Origin of the sequence: Micromonospora sp. MA102 (genome assembly GCF_025460765.1) — a bacterium.
In the GTDB taxonomy this organism is placed as follows: domain Bacteria; phylum Actinomycetota; class Actinomycetes; order Mycobacteriales; family Micromonosporaceae; genus Micromonospora; species Micromonospora halotolerans.
The window spans coordinates 22,758-41,209 of sequence record NZ_JAMWEG010000008.1 but is presented as its reverse complement, the minus strand read 5'-3'; the positions used below and the strand labels follow the sequence as shown (position 1 = coordinate 41,209).

General features: G+C 74.8%; 14 protein-coding genes and 1 pseudogene. 9 read left to right on the top strand and 6 right to left on the bottom strand.

Features of this window, described 5'->3' with window-relative positions; translation table 11 throughout:
• Positions 1-50 precede the first annotated feature (50 nt).
• On the bottom strand, positions 51-452 hold the full coding sequence (locus NFX44_RS17515; protein WP_262284886.1) for a rhodanese-like domain-containing protein: 402 nt from the start codon (positions 450-452) through the stop codon (positions 51-53).
• Positions 453-562: 110 nt separating this feature from the next.
• Here NFX44_RS17515 and NFX44_RS17510 point away from each other — a divergent pair.
• The 4 genes and pseudogenes from NFX44_RS17510 to NFX44_RS17495 form a co-directional block, all read left to right on the top strand.
• A pseudogene (locus NFX44_RS17510) lies at positions 563-1,263 on the top strand (uridine kinase); the annotation flags it as partial.
• Positions 1,238-2,605, top strand: a complete 1,368-nt coding sequence (locus NFX44_RS17505) for a dipeptidase (protein ID WP_262284629.1) — start codon at positions 1,238-1,240, stop codon at positions 2,603-2,605. The pseudogene NFX44_RS17510 and the gene NFX44_RS17505, both read left to right, overlap by 26 nt.
• Before the next feature lie 78 nt (positions 2,606-2,683).
• Positions 2,684-2,890: a hypothetical protein gene (locus NFX44_RS17500; RefSeq protein WP_262284628.1), complete on the top strand. Its 207-nt coding sequence runs from the start codon at positions 2,684-2,686 to the stop codon at positions 2,888-2,890.
• A 99-nt stretch (positions 2,891-2,989) separates the two neighbouring features.
• A complete protein-coding gene (locus tag NFX44_RS17495; protein ID WP_262284627.1) occupies positions 2,990-4,582 on the top strand; it encodes an ATP-dependent DNA ligase in 1,593 nt (530 codons plus the stop codon).
• 45 nt (positions 4,583-4,627) lie between these two features.
• Here the strand turns inward: NFX44_RS17495 and NFX44_RS17490 are convergent, their stop codons facing one another.
• Both NFX44_RS17490 and NFX44_RS17485 read right to left on the bottom strand, forming a co-directional pair.
• Positions 4,628-5,323, bottom strand: coding sequence for a hypothetical protein (locus NFX44_RS17490; RefSeq protein ID WP_262284626.1), 696 nt, complete (start codon positions 5,321-5,323; stop codon positions 4,628-4,630).
• A gap of 97 nt (positions 5,324-5,420) precedes the next feature.
• The gene (locus NFX44_RS17485) at positions 5,421-6,236 is read right to left on the bottom strand and encodes an SURF1 family protein (protein ID WP_262284625.1); all 816 of its coding nucleotides are present in this window, start codon (positions 6,234-6,236) and stop codon (positions 5,421-5,423) included.
• 135 nt (positions 6,237-6,371) lie between these two features.
• Here NFX44_RS17485 and NFX44_RS17480 point away from each other — a divergent pair, with 135 nt between their 5' ends.
• Together NFX44_RS17480 and NFX44_RS17475 are read left to right on the top strand one after the other, a co-directional pair.
• The gene (locus tag NFX44_RS17480) at positions 6,372-7,736 is read left to right on the top strand and encodes a cobyrinate a,c-diamide synthase (protein WP_262284624.1); all 1,365 of its coding nucleotides are present in this window, start codon (positions 6,372-6,374) and stop codon (positions 7,734-7,736) included.
• A complete protein-coding gene (locus tag NFX44_RS17475; protein WP_262284623.1) occupies positions 7,733-8,302 on the top strand; it encodes a GNAT family N-acetyltransferase in 570 nt (189 codons plus the stop codon). The genes NFX44_RS17480 and NFX44_RS17475 overlap by 4 nt, the downstream gene beginning before the upstream one ends.
• 120 nt (positions 8,303-8,422) lie before the next feature.
• Here the strand turns inward: NFX44_RS17475 and NFX44_RS17470 are convergent, their stop codons facing one another.
• Complete coding sequence (locus NFX44_RS17470) at positions 8,423-10,558, bottom strand: transglycosylase domain-containing protein (RefSeq protein WP_262284622.1); 2,136 nt, start codon at positions 10,556-10,558, stop codon at positions 8,423-8,425.
• 133 nt (positions 10,559-10,691) lie between these two features.
• Between NFX44_RS17470 and cobC the strand changes: the two genes are divergently transcribed.
• The 3 genes from cobC to cobA are packed head-to-tail and all read left to right on the top strand — an operon-like array spanning position 10,692 to position 14,120.
• Positions 10,692-11,774, top strand: a complete 1,083-nt coding sequence (gene cobC / locus NFX44_RS17465) for an Rv2231c family pyridoxal phosphate-dependent protein CobC (RefSeq protein WP_262284621.1) — start codon at positions 10,692-10,694, stop codon at positions 11,772-11,774.
• On the top strand, positions 11,774-12,844 hold the full coding sequence (gene cobT, locus NFX44_RS17460) for a nicotinate-nucleotide--dimethylbenzimidazole phosphoribosyltransferase (RefSeq protein ID WP_262284885.1): 1,071 nt from the start codon (positions 11,774-11,776) through the stop codon (positions 12,842-12,844). The genes cobC and cobT overlap by 1 nt, the downstream gene beginning before the upstream one ends.
• Before the next feature lie 52 nt (positions 12,845-12,896).
• Positions 12,897-14,120, top strand: a complete 1,224-nt coding sequence (gene cobA, locus NFX44_RS17455; RefSeq protein WP_262284620.1) for a uroporphyrinogen-III C-methyltransferase — start codon at positions 12,897-12,899, stop codon at positions 14,118-14,120.
• A gap of 55 nt (positions 14,121-14,175) precedes the next feature.
• Here the strand turns inward: cobA and otsB are convergent, their stop codons facing one another.
• Together otsB and NFX44_RS17445 are read right to left on the bottom strand one after the other, a co-directional pair.
• On the bottom strand, positions 14,176-16,737 hold the full coding sequence (otsB, locus tag NFX44_RS17450) for a trehalose-phosphatase (protein ID WP_262284884.1): 2,562 nt from the start codon (positions 16,735-16,737) through the stop codon (positions 14,176-14,178).
• A 35-nt stretch (positions 16,738-16,772) separates the two neighbouring features.
• Positions 16,773-18,173: a trehalose-6-phosphate synthase gene (locus tag NFX44_RS17445; protein ID WP_091269672.1), complete on the bottom strand. Its 1,401-nt coding sequence runs from the start codon at positions 18,171-18,173 to the stop codon at positions 16,773-16,775.
• Positions 18,174-18,452 lie beyond the last annotated feature (279 nt).

The following is an 18,452-nucleotide window of genomic DNA, read 5'->3' as shown; positions in this document are numbered from 1 at the left end:
GGATCCGGCAGGGGCGGCCTTGGCGGGTCTGGTGCGCCTGCGGCGTGGGGTCAGTAGCGGACGTCGGCGGGGCGGTCGGACATCGGCAGGCCCGCCTCCTGCCAGCCCTGCACGCCGCCGATCATGTCGGTGGCGTGGCGCAGGCCGAGCGCCTGGAGGCCGGCGGCCGCCAGGCTGGAGCTGTAGCCCTGCCGGCACACCACCACGATCTGCCGGTCGTAGCTGGTCGACTCGGGGATGCGCCAGGCGCTCGCCGGATCCAGCCGCCACTCCAGCACGGTCCGGTCGATGACGAGCGCCCCGGGCAGCTCGCCCTGCTCGCGGCGCTGCGTCTCGCTGCGCGTGTCGACCAGCAGCGCCCCGGCGCGGACCGCCTCGACGGTGTCGTGCGGGGTGAGCCGGCGGAGGCCGGCCCGAGCCTGTTCGAGGAGGGCGTCGACGCCCGGACTCATCACGTCATGGAGCACCTCCCGATGATGCCCACGGCGGGGCGGGCCCGCCCGGTGAACGGCCTGCTGGTGCCGCAGGATCCAGCGGACGGGGGACGGCTAACGTCGGCCGGGTGACGGTGGCGGTGGTCGAGGCGTACGCCGGGTTGGCTTGGCGGGTGCTGGCCGGGCCGGCGAGGTTGGGGCGTACCCGGCTGGTGGCGGTCGACGGGCCGAGCGGCGCGGGCAAGAGCGTCTTCGCGACGCGCCTCGCGGACGCCGTCGCGGCGCTGCCCGGGGGCGCCCGGCCGCCGGTGATCCGCACCGACGACCTGCTGGACGGCTGGGACGACCAGCTCACCTTCTGGCCCCGGCTGGAGGAGTGGGTGCTCGGTCCGGTCCGGGCCGGCCGCCCGGGGGCCTACCGCCGCTACAGCTGGGCGCGCCGGTGCTTCCTGGACCTGCCGGTGCCGGTGCCGGCCGGGCCGGTGCTGATCGTCGAGGGGGTGAGCGCCGCCCGGGCGGCGATCCGGCCGGAGCTGACATTGTCGGTCCTCGTCACCGCGCCGGCCGGGTTGCGGCTGTCCCGGGCGCTGGCCCGCGACGGCACGGAGATCCTGCCCGAGCTGCGCCGCTGGCACGCCGGGGAGCGGGCGCACTTCGCCGCCGACGGCACCGAGGCCGCGGTGGACCTGGTGGTCGACGGCGCCCCCGACCTGCCGCACGACGCGGACCGCTACTACGTCCGCCGATCCGCGGGGACGGGCTCGGACGGCGGGGTCCGGTAAGGCCGGCATACGATTCCGGTCATGACCACTCCGATCCTGTCCGAGTCCGAGGTGCGGGCCGCCGTCGAGCGGGAACTGCCCGGCGTCCGTGCCGACCTCGAGCGACTCGTCCGCATCCCGGGCATCGCCTTCGCGGGCTTCGACCACTCGCACGTGGAGCGTTCCGCCGAGGCGGTGGCGGAGCTGCTGCGCGGCTGCGGCCTCGACACCAAGATCGTGCGTTCCGGCGGCCAGCCGGCGGTGATCGGGACGAAGCCGGCCCCGCCCGGCGCGCCCACCGTCCTCCTGTACGCCCACCACGACGTCCAGCCGGTCGGTGACCTGTCGCTCTGGGAGTCCGACCCGTTCGAGCCGGTGGAGCGGGACGGCCGCCTCTACGGCCGCGGCGCCGCCGACGACAAGGCCGGCATCATGGCGCACGTCGCGGCGCTGCGCGCGTTCGGCGACCAGCTTCCGGTCGGCGTGGTCCTCTTCATCGAGGGCGAGGAGGAGTACGGCTCGGACTCGCTGGAGCGGCTGCTGGCCGAGCACCGCGACGAGCTGGCCTCGGACGTCATCGTGATCGCCGACTCCGGCAACTGGGACATCGGGGTGCCCGCGCTGACCACCTCGCTGCGCGGCATCGTCAACTGCTTCGTCGAGGTGCGCACCCTCGACCACGCGGTGCACAGCGGCATGTTCGGCGGCGCCGTGCCGGACGCGCTCACCGCCCTGGTGAAGCTGCTCGGCACGCTGCACGACGACGCCGGGAACGTGGCCGTCGAGGGCCTGGTGGGCCGGGAGGGTGCCACCGTCGACTACCCGGAGGACCGGTTCCGCGCGGAGGCCGGGCTGATCGAGGGCGCGCAGCTCTTCGGCAGCGGCCGGATCACCGATCGCCTCTGGACCAAGCCGGCCCTGGCCATCCTCGGTGTCGACGCGCCGGCCACCGGGGAGGCGCCGAACGCGCTGGTCCCGGCCGCCAAGGCCAAGCTGAGCGTACGGCTGGCGCCGGGCGACGACCCGAAGCAGGCGTACGCGGCGCTGACGGCGCACCTGGAGAAGCACGCGCCGTGGGGCGCCCGGGTGACGGTGACCTTCGAGCACGACGGCGCGCCGTGCGTCATCGACGCCACCGGGCCGATGTTCGAGGCGGCGCGGGCGGCGTTCCGGGGCGCCTGGGACGGCACCGACCCGGTCGACATCGGCGTGGGCGGGTCGATCCCCTTCATCGCCACGTTCCAGGAGATGTTCCCCGGCGCGGCGATCCTGGTGACCGGTGTGGAGGACCCGCACGCCCGGGCGCACGGGCCGAACGAGAGCCTGCACCTGGGCGAGTTCGCCCGGGTCTGCGTGGCCGAGGCGCTGCTGCTCGCGAAGGTTGCCGAGGCGGCCGCGAACCGCTCCTGAGGTGTCGAAACCGTAACTTCGGGGTCGATGTCGGAGTTTGCGGTGTGTCGGGCGGCGGGGTGTTATAGCCTTTCGAACATGCGTACGAACGACGAGATGTCGCGGCTCCAGGCCGCCGTCAGTGCTCTGGGGGACGTCGATGTCTCCGCGTGGCCCGAGGACGCGCTCAAGGACCAGCTCGGCGAGCTCTCGGCCGTGCTGGTCACGCTCGACACGCTGCTCACCCGGGTCGCCGACGAGGTGCGCGCCCGCGGCCTCCGCATCGAGGAACCCGTCTCGGCCTGAGCCGGCCGCCGCCTGCCCGTCGTGGGGAGTTGACGTTCCTGGGGGACGCCAACTCCCCACGGGTCGGGAAGCGCCCGGCTGTCGGGGGTGGCTGGCAGGATGAGGGACGTGCGCTTCCTTGAGCTGGCGGCCACGTCGGCGGCCGTGAGCGCCACCAGCGGCCGACGGGCCAAGGTGGAGCTGCTGGCCGCCGCGCTGCGGTCGCTCGATCCCGACGAGGTGCCGGCGGGCGCTGGCTACCTGGCCGGCGAGCTGCGGCAGCGGCAGACCGGGGTGGGCTGGGCGAGCCTGCGTGACCTGCCCCCGCCGGCTGCCGAGCCGAGCCTGACCGTGGGCGGCGTCGACGCGGCGATCGAGGAGATCGCGGCCGTCGGGGGCGCGGGCTCGCAGGCCCGGCGGCGCGAGCTGCTCGGCCGGCTCTTCGCCGCGGCCACCGCCGACGAGCAGCGGCTGCTGGCCGGCCTGTTCCGCGGCGAGCTGCGCCAGGGCGCCCAGGCCGGCCTGCTCACCGAGGCGGTGGCCCGGGCCGCGGACGTGCCGGTCGCCGCCGTGCGGCGCGCCCTGCTGCTCGCCGGTGACCTGCGGGCGGTGGCGGTCGCGGCGCTCTCCGGCGGGGCGGCCGCACTGGCCGGGTTCGGGCTCCAGGTCGGCCGCCCGCTCGCCCCCATGCTGGCGCAGAGCGCGCCCTCGGTCGACGAGGCGCTCACCGCCACCGGGACCCCGGCGGTGGTCGACGTCAAGCTCGACGGCATCCGCATCCAGGTGCACCGGTCCGGTCAGGACATCGCGGTCTTCACCCGCAGCCTCGACGACATCACCGGCCGGCTGCCCGGGGTCGTGGCCGCTGTCCGCGCGCTGCCCGCACGTGAGCTGGTGCTCGACGGCGAGGCGATCGGGCTGGACGCCGAGGGGCGCCCGCTGCCCTTCCAGGAGACCTCCAGCCGGGCCGCCCGGCGCATCACCCCGAGCACCACCGGCGGCACACCGGTGGCGCCCGCCGTGCTCGCGGCGGCCGAGCGCACCGGCGAGACGGTGCTGACGCCGTACTTCTTCGACCTGCTGCACCTCGACGGCACGGACCTCATCGACCTGCCCGGCCGGGAGCGGTGGGCCGCGCTGGCCGGCGCCGTCGACCCGGCGCTGCTGGTCGGCCGGGTGGAGGTGGACGACGCCGAGCAGGCCGGTGCCGCCTTCGCGGCGGCGGTCGACGCCGGCCAGGAGGGGGTGGTGGTCAAGGACCCGGCCGCCCCCTACGACGCCGGCCGGCGGGGCGCGGCCTGGGTGAAGGTGAAGCCGCGGCACACCCTCGACCTGGTGGTGCTGGCGGTCGAGTGGGGCAGCGGCCGGCGGCAGGGCTGGCTCTCCAACCTGCACCTGGGCGCCCGCGACCCGCGCACCGGCGAGTTCGTCATGCTCGGCAAGACGTTCAAGGGGCTCACCGACGAGCTGCTGCGCTGGCAGACCGAGCGTTTCCTCGCGCTGGCCGTCGAGAAGGGCGACTGGGTGGTCCGGGTCCGGCCGGAGCAGGTGGTCGAGATCGCCTTCGACGGGGTGCAGACCAGCAGCCGCTACCCGGGCGGGATGGCGCTGCGCTTCGCCCGGGTGATCCGCTACCGGGACGACAAGACCGCCGCCGAGGCGGACACCATCGACGCGGTACGGGCCATCCACGCCGGTCGGGTCACCGGCTGACCGCCGGCCCGGCCGGAGGCGGCGTGGCCGCCTCCGGCGCGCGGTTCAGGCGACCGACAGCGACCGGGCGTAGTTGACCTGGTTGTTGATCTGCTGCACCTGGAACTGGTCGGCCACCGGGATCCGGGCCACGTACTGGTAGCCGCCGTTGGTGACCGTCACCTGCACGGTGCCGTGGTGCCGCGTCTCCTTGATCAGCAGGAACAGGAGGCTGAACACGGTCAGGCAGAAGAAGCCCAGGACCGCGGCGACCACCGCCCAGGTCGCCACCTTCTCCTCCTTCTGCCAGTGGTCCATCACGTGCCAGGAGGCGCCGGCGAGCGGCAGGACACCGGCCGGCGTGCGGATCACCGGCGGCGTCACCATGATCTCGCCGATCTGCACGGCCACCACGGACTGCGCCGGCGGCAGCGGACCGACCGGCGGGGCCGGTGCGGGCGGGTACGCGGCCGCGGGGAGCGCCGGCGTCCCGGCGTACGGCGCCCCGACCGGCGGAGCGGGCGGCGCGGAGAACTGCGCGGTCGCGGGCGGCGCGGAGAACTGCGCGGTCGCGGGCGGCGCGGAGAACGAGGTCGCGGCCGGCACCGCGAACTGCGCGGTGGTGACCGGGGGATCCGCCGGAGGCGCGGCCAGCACCGGGAACTGCTCGGTGGGCGGCGCGACGGCCGGCGGCATGGCGGCCCACGGGTCGTACGCCGCCGGGGGCTCGCCGGGCTGCGGCATCGTGGGGTCAGGGGTCACCGCGACCCCCCACGGTTCACGATCATGGGCGGACCCTACAGCGTCCCCGCCGCCCGGTGTGCCCGTCGAAGGGCCGGTCCGGAGGCGCCGACCGGGGTCAGGTTGCGGCCGGCTCGGCGGCCCGGTCGACCGGCTCGCGCGGCCCGTCGAGGCCGGCCAGCCGGCGCGCCTCCCGACGGGCGACCCAGCCGTAACCCACCAGGCTCATGCCGGCGAAGAGCCACCACTGCACCACGTAGCCGAAGTTCTGCCAGTTGTTGGTGTGCCCGATCGGCACCGCCTGGAACGCCGGGTCGGCGGCCGGCGTCTGGTGGTCGAGCAGCACGTAGCCGCCGGACACCGGGTAGGGAAGCTGCTTCGCCAGGCGGGGGATGCTGATCCGCCGGGTCTCCAGCTTGCCGTCGCGCCGGTCGACCGCGCCGCCGCCGCTCTCGCTGGACACCAGCCGGCCGGTGACCGTCACCGCGCCGGCCGGCGCGGCCGGCACCGGCGGCTGGGCGGTGGCGTTCCCGCCGGGGACGGGCGGGACCCAGCCGCGGTCGACCAGCACGGCGCTGCCGTCGTCGAGGACCAGCGGGGTGAGCACCTCGAAGCCGACCGTGTTGTCGACGGTGCGGCCACGGACCAGGACGACGTTGGCGCTGTCGTACCGGCCGGTGGCGGTGACCCTGGTCCAGGTGAGTCGGTCGGCCGGGACCGGGCCGGTGGTGCCCGGGCCGCCGGTCGGCGCCGGCAGGGCCTCGCGCAGCGGCGCGGGGGTCATGGTGGCGCCGGCGTCGATCCGCTCGTTGATGGCGGTCCGGCCCCGGTAGCGGTCCAGCTGCCAGTTGCCGAGGAAGACCATCACCGCGGCCGCGACCAGGGTCAGCGCGAGATAGCCGAGCCAGCGCGGGGTCAGCAGGAACCGGTACACGTTGGCCAAGGCTACCCGTATGAGCGGCGCCACTGGCCCGCGCCGGGCCGGATCGGGCCGATCGCCGGCCGCCGAGCGTCGGTCCGGGCGGGTATGGTCACGCGGGCGGAAACCACCCCAGAGCAGGAGTCGATGATGACCGTCGTGCCGCGCGTCGTGCTGAGCGCGCCCTCCTCGGGGCACGGCACCGGTGCCCTCTCGCTGGGCCTGCTCGCGGCCCTCGCCGACCGGGGGCTGGACGTGGCCGGGTTCAAGATCGGGCCGGACCAGGTCGACGCGACCTACCTGGGGTTGGCCGCCGGGCGCCCGGGGCGCAACCTCGACCCGCGGCTGGTCGGCGCGGAGCGGGTCGCCCCCCTCTTCGCCCACGGCGCCGCCGACGCGGGGTTCGCGCTGGTCCAGGGCACCATGGGGCTCTACGACTCGATCGCCGGCCGGCCGGAGACCGAGTCCACGGCGGCGGTCGCGACCGCGCTGCGCAGCCCGGTGGTGCTGGTGGTCGACGTGGCCGCGATGGGTCAGTCGGTGGCCGCCCTGGTGCACGGCTTCCGGGCCTACGACGACCAGCTCTGGCTGGGCGGCGTGATCCTCAACCGGGTGGCGTCGCCCCGGCACGAGGCGATGCTCCGCGAGGCGCTCGACGACGTGGGGGTGCCGGTCTACGGCGCGCTGCGCCGCCACGAGCTGCCCCCGGTGCTGCCCGCCCGCCGGCACGGCCTGGTGCCGGTGGTCCAGCGCGACGCCGAGGCCCAGCGGGCGGTGCGCCGGCTCGGCGAGGCGGCCGCCGCCACGATCGACCTCGACCGGCTGCTGGCGCTGGCCCGGTCCGCCCCGGAGCTGACCGCCGCGCCGTGGTCGCCGGAGCCGGCCGACCCGCCCGCCGGGGAACGGCCGGTGGTCGCGCTGGCCGGCGGCCCGGGCGGCAGCTACAGCCACCCGGAGACCGCCGAGCTGCTGCGCGCGGCCGGCGCCGAGGTGGTCACCGTCGACCCGCTTCGCGACGAGGCGCTCCCCGCCGGCACCCGCGCGCTGGTCGTCGGCGGCGGGCTCCCGGAGACGTACGCGGAGCAGCTCTCCGCCAACCGCCGGCTCTGCATCGCGGTGGCCGAGCTGGCCCGCACGGGCCGTCCCGTGGTCGCCGAGGGGGCCGGCCTGCTCTGGCTGGCCCGGGAGCTGGACGGCCTGCCCATGTGCGGGGTGCTCGACGCGGTCGGCGCCAGCCGGGACGGCCTGGTGGTCGGCTACCGGGAGGCGACCGCGGCCGTCGACAGCGTGGTGGCCCGGGCCGGCACGACGGTGGTGGGGCACAAGCAGCACGCCGCGGTGCTCACCCCGCGGGCCGGCGAGCGGGCGGCCTGGCGCTGGGAGGGTGGCGCCCCGGAGGGGTTCGTGTGGCGGGGCGTGCACGCCTCGCAGCTCGTGCCGCACTGGGCCGCGTACCCGGAGCTGGCGGCCCGGCTGGTTGCGGCGGCCCTGGCCCCCGCGGAGGCCCCGGCGTGATCGGTCAGGTGGCGGTGCGCCGGTTCCCGGCGCTGACCGTCTCCACCCCGCGCACCGAGGTGCGCCAGCTCGTCGCGGCGGACGCCGAGGCGGTCGACGAGGTGTTCGCGGACCGGCGCACCCAGCGCTGGCTGCCGCTGGCCGACGCGTCGGGGCAGATCGACGGGCGGGCCTGGTGCACCGAGCTGGCCCGGCAGCGCCGGGACAGCGGCGACGGCGACCACTGGGCGGTGGTCCGCCGCGAGGACCGCCGGGTGGTGGGCTGCCTGTGGACCCGCCGCACCGACTGGGGCGCCCGGCTGACCGAGGTGTCCTACGCGATCGCCCCGCACGCCCGCGGCTACGGCCTGGCCGCCGAGGCGGTCGACGCGGTCGCCATCGCGCTGATCCTGGAGCACGGCTTCCAGCGCGTCGAGCTGCGGGTCGCCCCCGGCAACGTCGCCTCCCGCCGGGTGGCGGAGAAGGCCGGCTTCAGCTACGAGGGCCTGCTCCGCAACGCCGGCTTCGTGCACGGCGCCCGGGTGGACCTGGAACTCTGGTCCTTCGTGAGCGCCGACCTCCGCTGACCCCCGCCCGCCCCGGACGGTGGAAGTTGATCAAGAGGTTTGCGTCAGGAATCGAGGGATTCCGCGCGCAAACCTCTTGATCAACTGGCCCGGGCGCACCCCCGGGCAGCTCAGGGAGGGTCAGCCGACTATCTGGTCGGACGGTGGGGTGAACTGGCGGGTGGGTTGGCCCTTCAGGGCGTCGCGCAGGGTCATGGCCACCGCGTTGACGGGCACCTGGGACAACCCGTCACCCACCGCGTTGAACGGGTTGTCCGGGTCGGCGATGAAGCTCGCCGCGGCCAGCTCCGGGGTGTAGCCGGCGAACCAGGCGGACCGGGTGCTGTCGGTGGTACCCGTCTTGCCGGCGACCGGGCGGCCGACCGTGCCCCGCACGCTGTCCGCGGTCGACCAGCCGCCGCAGCCCCCCTTGGCCGGGGTGTCGCCGGTCGGGCAGCGGGCCGCGTCGGTGGCCGCCCGGGCTGCGTCGGCGCTCACGACCTGTCGGCACCGGGGCTTGGCGACCTCCCGCTGCACCCCGCCCGGCGTGCGGTACGTGGCCGGCGTGCCGTCCCGGTTCATGATCGAGTTGACCGGGATCGCCTCGCAGTACCGGCCGTCGGCCGCGACCGCGGCGTACGCGTTCGCCACCTCCAGGGGGGTGGCGTCGGAGACGCCCAGGGTGAACGCGCCCCACTTGTTCGCCTTGTCCGGCGAGGCGTGGTCACGGTCCACGTCGGTACGCCAGCGCAGCCCGAGCTGCTCGGCCAGGCGCACTCCCTTCTCCGCGCCGACCTTCTCCTCCAGCTGCACGAAGAAGGTGTTCACCGACTTGCCGAAGCCGGACCACATGGTCTGCACGCCGGTCATCGCGCCGCTGGCGTTCGACGGCGCCCACCCGTCGTAGACCTTGGACTGGTAGCGGTACGGCGAGTTGATGGTGTCGGAGAGCTTCGTCCCGGAGTTGAGCGCGGCGAGCATCGTGAACATCTTGAACGTCGATCCGGCCTGGTATCCGGGGAGTGTGCCCCCGCCGAGCAGCGGCGCGACCGTGTTCGGATAGTTCGCCTTGACGTTCGGGCCGGCCTCCGGGTTGGAACTGTTCGGGTTCTCGCTCAGGTCGAGCGAATAGGTCCGGTTCACCGCCATCGCCTTGATCCGCCCGGTGCCCGGTTCGGCGACCACGACCCCGTTGGCGAACGGGCTGCCGGTGCCGTCCTTCGCGCCGACGTTCTTCTCCGCCGCCTCCTGGATTTTGGGGTCGAGGGCGAGCACGATGCGATAACCGCCGCGGCGCAGCTTGTCCATCCGTTCCAGCCGGTTGTCCCCGAACGCGGGCTGGCTGCTCCACCAGTTCTTCAGGTAGTCGCAGTAGAAGCCCCAGGTCGCCCGGTACTTCTCCAGGAGCGAGGCGCAGTCGTTCGGCGGGTTGGTCAGCCGCAGCTGGATCGGTTCGGTCTTGGCCGTCGCCACCGCGTCCGGCGAGAGGTAGCCGAGGCGGGCCATGTTGTCGAGCACGTAGTTGCGCCGGCCGGTGGCGTCCTTCTGGTCGGAGGTGATCGGGTCGTACTCCGACGGGGACTTGACCAGGCCGGCCAGGGTGGCCGCCTCGACCGGGGTGAGGGTGGCCGGGGTCTTGGAGAAGAAGATCTGCGAGGCCGCGTAGATCCCGTACGCCCGGTGGCCGAAGTAGGCCGAGTTCAGGTAGCGCTCGAGGATCTGTTCCTTGCTGACGTGCTTCTCGATGTCCAGCGCCATGCGCATCTCCTTGACCTTGCGCAGGCTGGTCTGCTGGGTGGCCTCCTGGACCTCCTTCGGGGTCTTCGCGCTGTCCCGCAGGGCCATCCGGACGTACTGCATGGTGATCGTCGAGGCGCCCTGGGAGACGCCGCCGGACCGGGCGTTGGACACGAAGGCGCGGGCCACGCCCTTCGGGTCGACGCCGTGGTGCTGGTAGAAGCGGTTGTCCTCGGCGGCGACGATCGCCTGCTGGATGTTCGGCGACATGTCGTCGATCTTGGTGTACTGCCGGTACTCCTCGTAGAACATCGTCAGCACGGTCTTGCCGTCCGGCGCGTACAGGTACGAGGTCTCGGCGGGCAGCGCGGTCTTCAGGATGTTCGTCTTCTGCTCCACTGCGTGTGCGGTGGCCTTGGCCCCGATGCCGGTGACGGCGGCCAGCGGATAGGCCGCGGCGGCGACCACGATGCCGGCGATGAGTCCGGCGCGGAGGAGGGGCACGGCACGACCAGCGGAGGCAAGGGGTCGGTTGCTCACGTGGTCAAGCTATGACATTTCCGATTCGGAAATGAGAAGAATTCATAAACGGGCGAGGGGGTTCAGCGGTGGTGACGCGGCCCACGCCGGGATGCGCTGTCCCGGGCGGCGGCTTCCCGGCAGGATCGCGGACATGCGCGCTCAGCTGATCGGGACCGCCGCCGCGGCGGGCGAGCCCGACCTCGGCCACCACGGGGACGCCGAGGCCACCCCCGGTCTGGTCGACCTGGCCGTCAACGTCCGCCGCGCCCCGATGCCGGACTGGCTGGCCGACCCGCTGGTCGCCGCCATGGGCGCGCTGGCCGCGTACCCGGATCCCGGTCCGGCCCGGGCCGCCGTCGCGGCCCGGCACGGGCGTCCCCCGGAGGAGGTACTCCTCACGGCCGGCGCCGCCGAGGGCTTCGTGCTGATCGCCCGGGCGCTGCGCGAGGCCCGGCGGCCGGTGGTGGTGCACCCGCAGTTCACCGAGCCGGAGGCCGCCCTGCGGGCCGCCGGCCACACCGTCGAGCGGGTGCTGCTCGACCCGGCCGACGACTTCCGGCTCGACCCGGCCCGGGTGCCCGCCGACGCCGACCTGGTGCTGCTCGGCAACCCCACAAACCCCACCTCCGTGCTGCACCCCGCCGAGGCGCTCGTCGCGCTGGCCCGCCCGGGCCGGGTGCTCGTGGTCGACGAGGCGTTCGCCGACACCACGGCAGCCCCCGGCGTCGACGGCGAGCCCGAGTCCCTGGCCGGCCGCCGCGACCTGCCCGGCCTCGTGGTGGTCCGCAGCCTCACCAAGACCTGGGGACTGGCCGGGCTACGGATCGGCTACCTGCTGGGCGACGCCGCCCTGCTCGCCCGGCTCGCCGCCGCCCAGCCGCTCTGGGCGGTCTCCACCCCGGCGCTCGCCGCCGCCACGGCCTGCGCGTCCCCGGCCGCCGCCGCGGCCGAACGCGCCATCGCCGCCGGGCTCGCCGCCGACCGCGACCACCTGGTGGCCCGCCTGTCCGGCCTGCCCGGGGTACGCGTCGCCGGCCGCCCCGCCAGCGCCTTCGTCCTGGTCCACCTGGCCGGCGCCGCCGGCGTACGGGAGCGGCTGCGGGAGCGCGGCTGGGCGGTCCGCCGCGGCGACACCTTCCCCGGGCTGGGCCCGGACTGGCTGCGGATCGCGGTGCGCGATCCGGCGACGACCGACGCCTTCACGGACGTGCTGGCGGAGATCCTGGAGGCATGATGTTGGAGTCCACCGTCGCGGCGATCCGGCCGCTCGACGAGGCCGCCATGGCCGCGGCCCGCGAACTCCACGGCCGGCTGACCAAGCCCGCCGGCTCACTCGGCGCCCTGGAGCCGCTCTCCGTACGGCTCGCCGGCCTCGCCGGGACCTGCCCGCCGCCGCTGCCCGAGCCGGCCGCGGTGGCGATCTTCGCGGGCGACCACGGCGTGCACGCCCAGGGCGTCACCCCGTGGCCGCAGGAGGTCACAGCGCAGATGATCGGCAACTTCCTGGCCGGCGGCGCGGTGGTCAACGCGTTCGCCCGGCAGGCCGGCGCCTCGGTCACCGTGGTGGACGTCGGTGTGGCCACCCCGCTCCCCGCCGACCCCGCCGCCGACCCGGCCGGCCCCCGCCTGGTCGCCGCGAACGTGCGGCCCGGCACCCGGGACCTCACGGTCACCGCCGCGCTCACCCGCGACGAGGCCCGCGCGGCCGTGGAGGTGGGCATCCGGGTGGCCGGGGAACTGGTCGACGCCGGGGCGGGCATCCTGCTCACCGGGGACATGGGCATCGGCAACACCACCCCGGCCGCCGCGCTGATCGCCGCGTTCACCGGGGTCGACCCGGCCGCGGCGACCGGGCGGGGCACCGGGGTGGACGACGAGACGTACGCCCGCAAGGTCGGCGTGGTGCGGGCCGCGCTGGACCGGCACGCGCCCGATCCGGCCGACCCGCTCGGGGTGCTGGCCACGGTCGGCGGCCTGGAGCACGCCGCGCTCGCCGGGCTCATCCTCGGCGCCGCCGCGCGCCGCGTCCCGGTGCTGCTGGACGGCGTCATCGCGGTCAGCGCCGCGCTGGCGGCCGCCGCGTTCGCGCCGGACGCGGTCGGCGCCATGGTCGCCGGGCACCGCTCGGCCGAGCCGGGCGCCACGGCCGCGCTGCGGCACCTCGGGCTGGACCCGCTGATCGACCTCGGGCTGCGGCTCGGTGAGGGCACCGGCGCGCTGCTCGCGCTGCCCGTCGTGACCGGCGCGGTCCGGGTGCTGCACGAGGTCGCCACCTTCGACTCGGCGGGAGTGGCCGAGAAGTGAGCGGGCGCCTTCTCCGGTTCAGCCTGTTCCGTCGCCGCGGGACGGCGACGACGTGAGCGGCAACCCGTACCCGCTCGGGTTGCGGCTGGCCGGGCGGCGGGTGGTCGTGGTCGGCGGGGGAGCGGTGGCCACCCGGCGGGTGCCCGCGCTGCTCGACGCCGGGGCGGACGTCCTGCTGGTGGCGCCGGAGCTGACCCCGGCGCTGCGGGCGCATGTGGACGCCGGCCGGCTGCGCTGGGAGCCACGCCGGTTCGTCCCGGACGACCTGGACGGCGCCTGGCTGGTCCAGGTGGCCGTGGACGACCGGATCGCCGCGGCCTCGGTCAGCGCCGCCGCCGCCGAACGGCGCATCTTCTGTGTCCGTGCCGACGATCGGACCGCCGCCACCGCGTGGACCCCCGCGGTGACCCGGCACGGACCGGTCACCGTGGCGGTGCTCGGCGGCGGCGACCCCCGCCGCGCCATGAGCGTCCGCGACGCGATCCGCGAACTGCTGGGTGCGCGGACGGACCCCGTGCTGGCGCCCGCCGAGGCGCCCGGCGTCGCGGCCGGCGGGCGGGTGGCGCTCGTCGGGGCGGGGCCCGGCGACCCCGAGCTGATCACCGTGAAGGGCTGGCGGCTGCTCACCGAGGCGGACGTGGTGGTCGCCGACCGGCTCGTTCCCGGGCTGCTCCTCGACGAGCTGCGGGCGGACGTCGAGCTGGTCGACGCCTCCAAGATCCCGTACGGGCCGGCCCGGGCCCAGGAGGAGATCAACCGGATCCTGGTGGACCGCGCCCGGGCGGGGAAGGTCGTGGTCCGGCTCAAGGGCGGCGACCCGTACGTCTTCGGCCGGGGCGGCGAGGAGTTGCTGGCCTGCGCCGAGGCGGGCGTGCCGGTGACCGTGGTGCCCGGGGTGACCAGCGCGATCTCGGTGCCCGCGGCGGCCGGGGTGCCGGTCACGCACCGCGCCGTGGCGCACGAGTTCACCGTGGTCTCCGGGCACGTCGCGCCGGACTCGCCCGATTCCCTGGTCCGGTGGGAGTCCCTGGCCGGCCTGCGCGGCACCCTGGTGATCCTCATGGGCCTGAAGAACCTCGCGGCGATCAGCGCCGCCCTCGTGGCGCACGGCAGACCGGCGGACACCCCGGCCGCGGTGATCCAGGAGGGCACCACCAGCGGGCAGCGGACCCTCCGCTCGACCCTCGGCGCGGTGGCCGCCGACGTGGCGTCCGCCGGCCTGCGCCCACCCGCCATCGTCGTGGTCGGCGACGTCGTCGGCGCGCTCGACACCTGAGTACGCGAGCGGCCCGGGACCGGTCGGTCCCGGGCCGCCGTCGTGGCCGGTCAGGTCACTGCTTGAGCATGTTGTCCAGCATCAGGGCGCAGCGGATCAGCCCGAGGTGGCTGTAGGCCTGCGGGTGGTTGCCCAGCCCGCGCTCGGCCAGCGGGTCGTACTGCTCGGGGAGCAGCCCGGTCGGCCCGGCCGTGTCGACCATCTGGGCGAACAGCTCCTCCGCGTCGCTGCGCCGACCGGTGCGCAGGTACGCCTCGATCAGCCACGCCGTGCAGATGTGGAAGCCGCCCTCCCGGCCGGGCAGGCCGTCGTCCCAGTGGTAGCGGTAGACGACCGGGCCGCTGCGCAGCTCCGCCTCGATCTTCAGCACCGTGGACAGGAAGCGCGGGTCGTCCCCGGCGAGCAGCCCCGAGATGCCGATCCAGAGCGACGAGGCGTCCATCTCCTCGTACCCGTAGGCGACGCTGTAGGCCTCGACCTCCGGGTGCCAGCCGTGCTCCAGCACGTTGTCGGCGATCCGGTCGCGCAGCTCGACCCACTCCGGCCGGTCCTCGCCGCCGTGCTGCCGCACGACGTGCAGCGCCCGGTCGACGGTCATCCAGAGCATGACCTTGGAGAAGACGTGGTGCCGGGGCGGGAGGCGGGCCTCCCAGATGCCGTGGTCGGGCTCGTGCCAGCGGCGGCGGACCGCCTCGACCATGTTCTCCAGCACCCGCCACTCGTCGTCGCGGACCGAGCCCCGGGCGTCGGCCACCGCGGCGATCAGGTCCGCGACCGGCCCGAAGACGTCGAGCTGGAGCTGGTGGTTGGCGAGGTTGCCGACCCGGACCGGCCGGGAGCCGGCGTAGCCGGGCAGGGTGTCGATGACCGCCTCGGCGCCCAGCTCGTAGCCGTCGACCGTGTAGAGCGGGTGCAGCCGCTCCGGGTGCCCGCCGGTGCGGTCGATGACGCCGTCGACCCAGCGCAGCAGGCCCTCGGCCTCCTCGGTGGAGCCGAGGTCGACAAGCGCGCGGGCGGTCATGGCCGCGTCCCGCAGCCAGCAGTAGCGGTAGTCCCAGTTGCGGACGCCGCCCAGCTCCTCGGGGAGGGAGGTGGTCGCCGCGGCGAGGATCGAGCCGGTCGGCTCGTGGCAGAGCCCGCGCAGGGTGAGCGCGCTGCGGGCCACCAGGTCGCGGGCCGTGCCGGGCAGCCGCAGCGAGGCCACCCAGTCCTTCCAGGGCTGCTCGGCGGCGGCCTGCCGCTCGTGGATGGGCACCCGGTGGTGTTCGAGGCTCTGGGTGCCGAAGCGCAGCTCCAGCACCACCTGTCCGCCGGCGGCCGACAGGTCCACGACGGCCTTGGCGGTCTCGTAGCCGGCGTCGTTGGTGACCTCCCACTCGACGCCCGGCGAGTAGAGGGCCACCGGCTCGTTGGAGCCGAGCACCAGCAGCCCGTCGTCCAGCGGCTGGAGCTGCACGGCGACCTGGCCGAACTCGGGGCGCGGTGCGAACTCGATCCGGGCCCGCCCGCTGCCGCTGAGCACCCGGACCAGCGTCGAGTCGCCGGTGACGACCGCCGGGTCGTCCGGCGTGGTCTCCCTCGCCGGCAGGTCCAGCCAGTCGGTCACGGTCAAGCCGGACCAGCGGGTCTCCACCGTCATGGTGTTGCTGCGGTAGCGCTGGCCCAGCGGGATGCCGCCGCGCTGCGGGCCGACCGTGAAGTGCCCGGCCGGGCTGCCGCCGACCAGGTCGGCGAAGATCGCCGCCGAGTCCGGCTTCGGGTGACACAGCCAGGTGATCTTGGCTTCGGGGGTGACCAGCGCGACCGTGCGGCCGTTGGCCAGCATCGAGTGGCGCTCGATCGGCACCGCCCGCTCGCCGAAGAGCCAGTGCCGCCGGGTCTCCAGCAGTAGGCCCAGCGCCCGGGCTGCCTCGATGGGCTCGGCCACCCGGAAGTCGGCCCGGGTGTCGCCGGGGCCGATCTTGATGCCGACGTCCGGCCCGTGCAGGTTGCCGAAGGCGTTCTCGTCGGTGACGTCGTCGCCGATGAACAGCACCGCGCTGGCCGCGAGCTGGGTGCGGAGCTGGTCGACGGCGGTGCCCTTGTGGGTCGCCACCACCGACAGCTCGATGACCTCCTTGCCCTGGGTGACGGTGACGTCCCCCCAGGTGGCGGGGCCGCTGCGGACCGCCTCGATGGCCGCGGCGGCGATCTGCGGGTCCACCCCGCGGGTGTGCACCGCGACGCTGGCCGGCTTGCGCTCCAGGCGGATGCCCGGGTGGGCCGCGGCGATCTCCCGCAACTCGTTGCGGAGCCGGTGGCGGACCGCGATCAGCTCCGGGGTCAGCCGCTCGACGAAGCCGATGTCGAACTCCGAGCCGTGGCTGCCGACCAGGTGCACCTCGCTGGGCAGCCGGGAGAGCGTGGCCAGGTCACGCAGGGCGCGGCCGGACACCACGGCGACGCTGGTCTGCGGCAGGGACGCGAGAGCGCGCACCGCGGCCACCGACTCCGGCAGCGGCACGGCCTTGCTCGGATCCTCGACGATCGGCGCCAGGGTGCCGTCGTAGTCGCAGGCGACCAGGAGCTGGGGGACCCGGGCGATGCGGCCGATCGCGGCGCGCAGCTCGGGATCCATCACCCCGCCGGGCGGAGTGGTGGTGGGAGAGGAGCTCACGCCGCCTCCGCATCGGGCACGCCCAGTTCGGTCAGGAAGGACTTGGCCCAGTGGCCCACGTCGTGGCTGCGCAGGTGGCGTTGCATTATCCGCATCCGGCGGCGGGCCTCGGGTTTCTCCACGTGCACGGCGCGCAGCAGCGCGTCCTTGACCGCGTCGGGGTCGTGCGGGTTGCACAGGAACGCCTGGCGCAGCTCGGTGGCGGCGCCGGCGAACTCACTGAGCACGAGCGCGCCGCCCTGGTCGGCGCGCGATGCCACGTACTCCTTGGCCACCAGATTCATTCCGTCTCGCAGCGGGGTCACCATCATCACGTCTGCCGCGACGTACATCGCGGCGAGTTCGGAGCGACTGTACGACTGATGCAGATAATGCACCGCCGGCACGCCGACCCGTCCGAATTCACCATTAATCCGGCCGACCTCGCGTTCGACCTTCACCCGAAGTGCCTGGTAGTGCTCCACGCGCTCGCGGCTCGGCGTGGCCACCTGCACCATGACCGCGTCGGGGACTGTCAACTTTCCGTCAGCGAGGAGTTCGCGGAAGGCCTTCAGCCGGAGCTCGATGCCCTTGGTGTAGTCGAGCCGGTCCACGCCCAGGATGATCGTCTTGGGGTTGCCCAGCTCCTCGCGGATCTGCTTGGCCCGGGCCTGGATCGCCGGGTCCTCGGCCAGCCGCTCCATCTCCCGGGTGTCGATCGAGATGGGGAACGCGCCGGCCTTCACCTGCCGGCCGTCGACCTGGATCATCTGCCCCTCGTAGCGGAGGCCGAGCAGGTGCCGGGCCAGCCGGACGAAGTTCTGCGCCGCCAGCCGCTGCTGGAAGCCGACCAGGTCGGCGCCGAGCAGGCCGCGCAGGATCTCGGTGCGGAACGGCATCTGCATGAACAGCTCGATCGGCGGGAACGGGATGTGCAGGAAGAAGCCGATCCGCAGATCCGGCCGCAACTCGCGCAGCATCGCCGGCACGAGCTGGAGCTGGTAGTCCTGGACCCAGACCGTGGCGCCCTCGGCCGCCACGTCCGCCGCGGCCTCCGCGAACCGGGCGTTGACCAGCCGGTACGCCTCGCGCCAGCGCCGCTTGTAGGCCGGGGTCTCGACCGCGTCGTGGTAGAGCGGCCAGATGGTCGCGTTCGACTGCCCCTCGTAGTAGCGCTCCAGCTCCTCGGCGCTCAGCGGCACCGGGTGCAGCCGGATCCCCTCCAGGTCGAAGGGCTCGGGGGCGGCGCCGGTGCCGCCGGCCCAGCCCACCCAGGTGCCCTGGTGTTCGGCGAGGACCGGGTGCAGCGCGGTCACCAGGCCGCCCGGGCTGCGGCGCCACTGCCGCCCCTCGGGTGTGCTCACCTCGTCGACCGGCAGTCGGTTCGCCACAACGACAAAGGAGCTACGGACGGTCACGATCGGCCACCTCCGGTTGCTGACGGGTCCACCGCGCTGAGCGTACTGAGCGTAGCTGCGGCCTCTGTTGCCCCGTGCCGGAGTTCCCTACCCGTCCCGGAAGCGCCGAATCCACATCGTGATCTTGTCGACAGCGGCGGCGCGCCGCGCACTCGGGGGCGGGGTGATGTGGGCGGACCGGGGCGTACCTGTCAGGATTGACAATGGCGTGCGCGCGGCCGGCCCCGGCCGGCGGCGGCGGGCGGACCTCGCAGCCCGCGCCCGCGCCCGTAGCTCGCG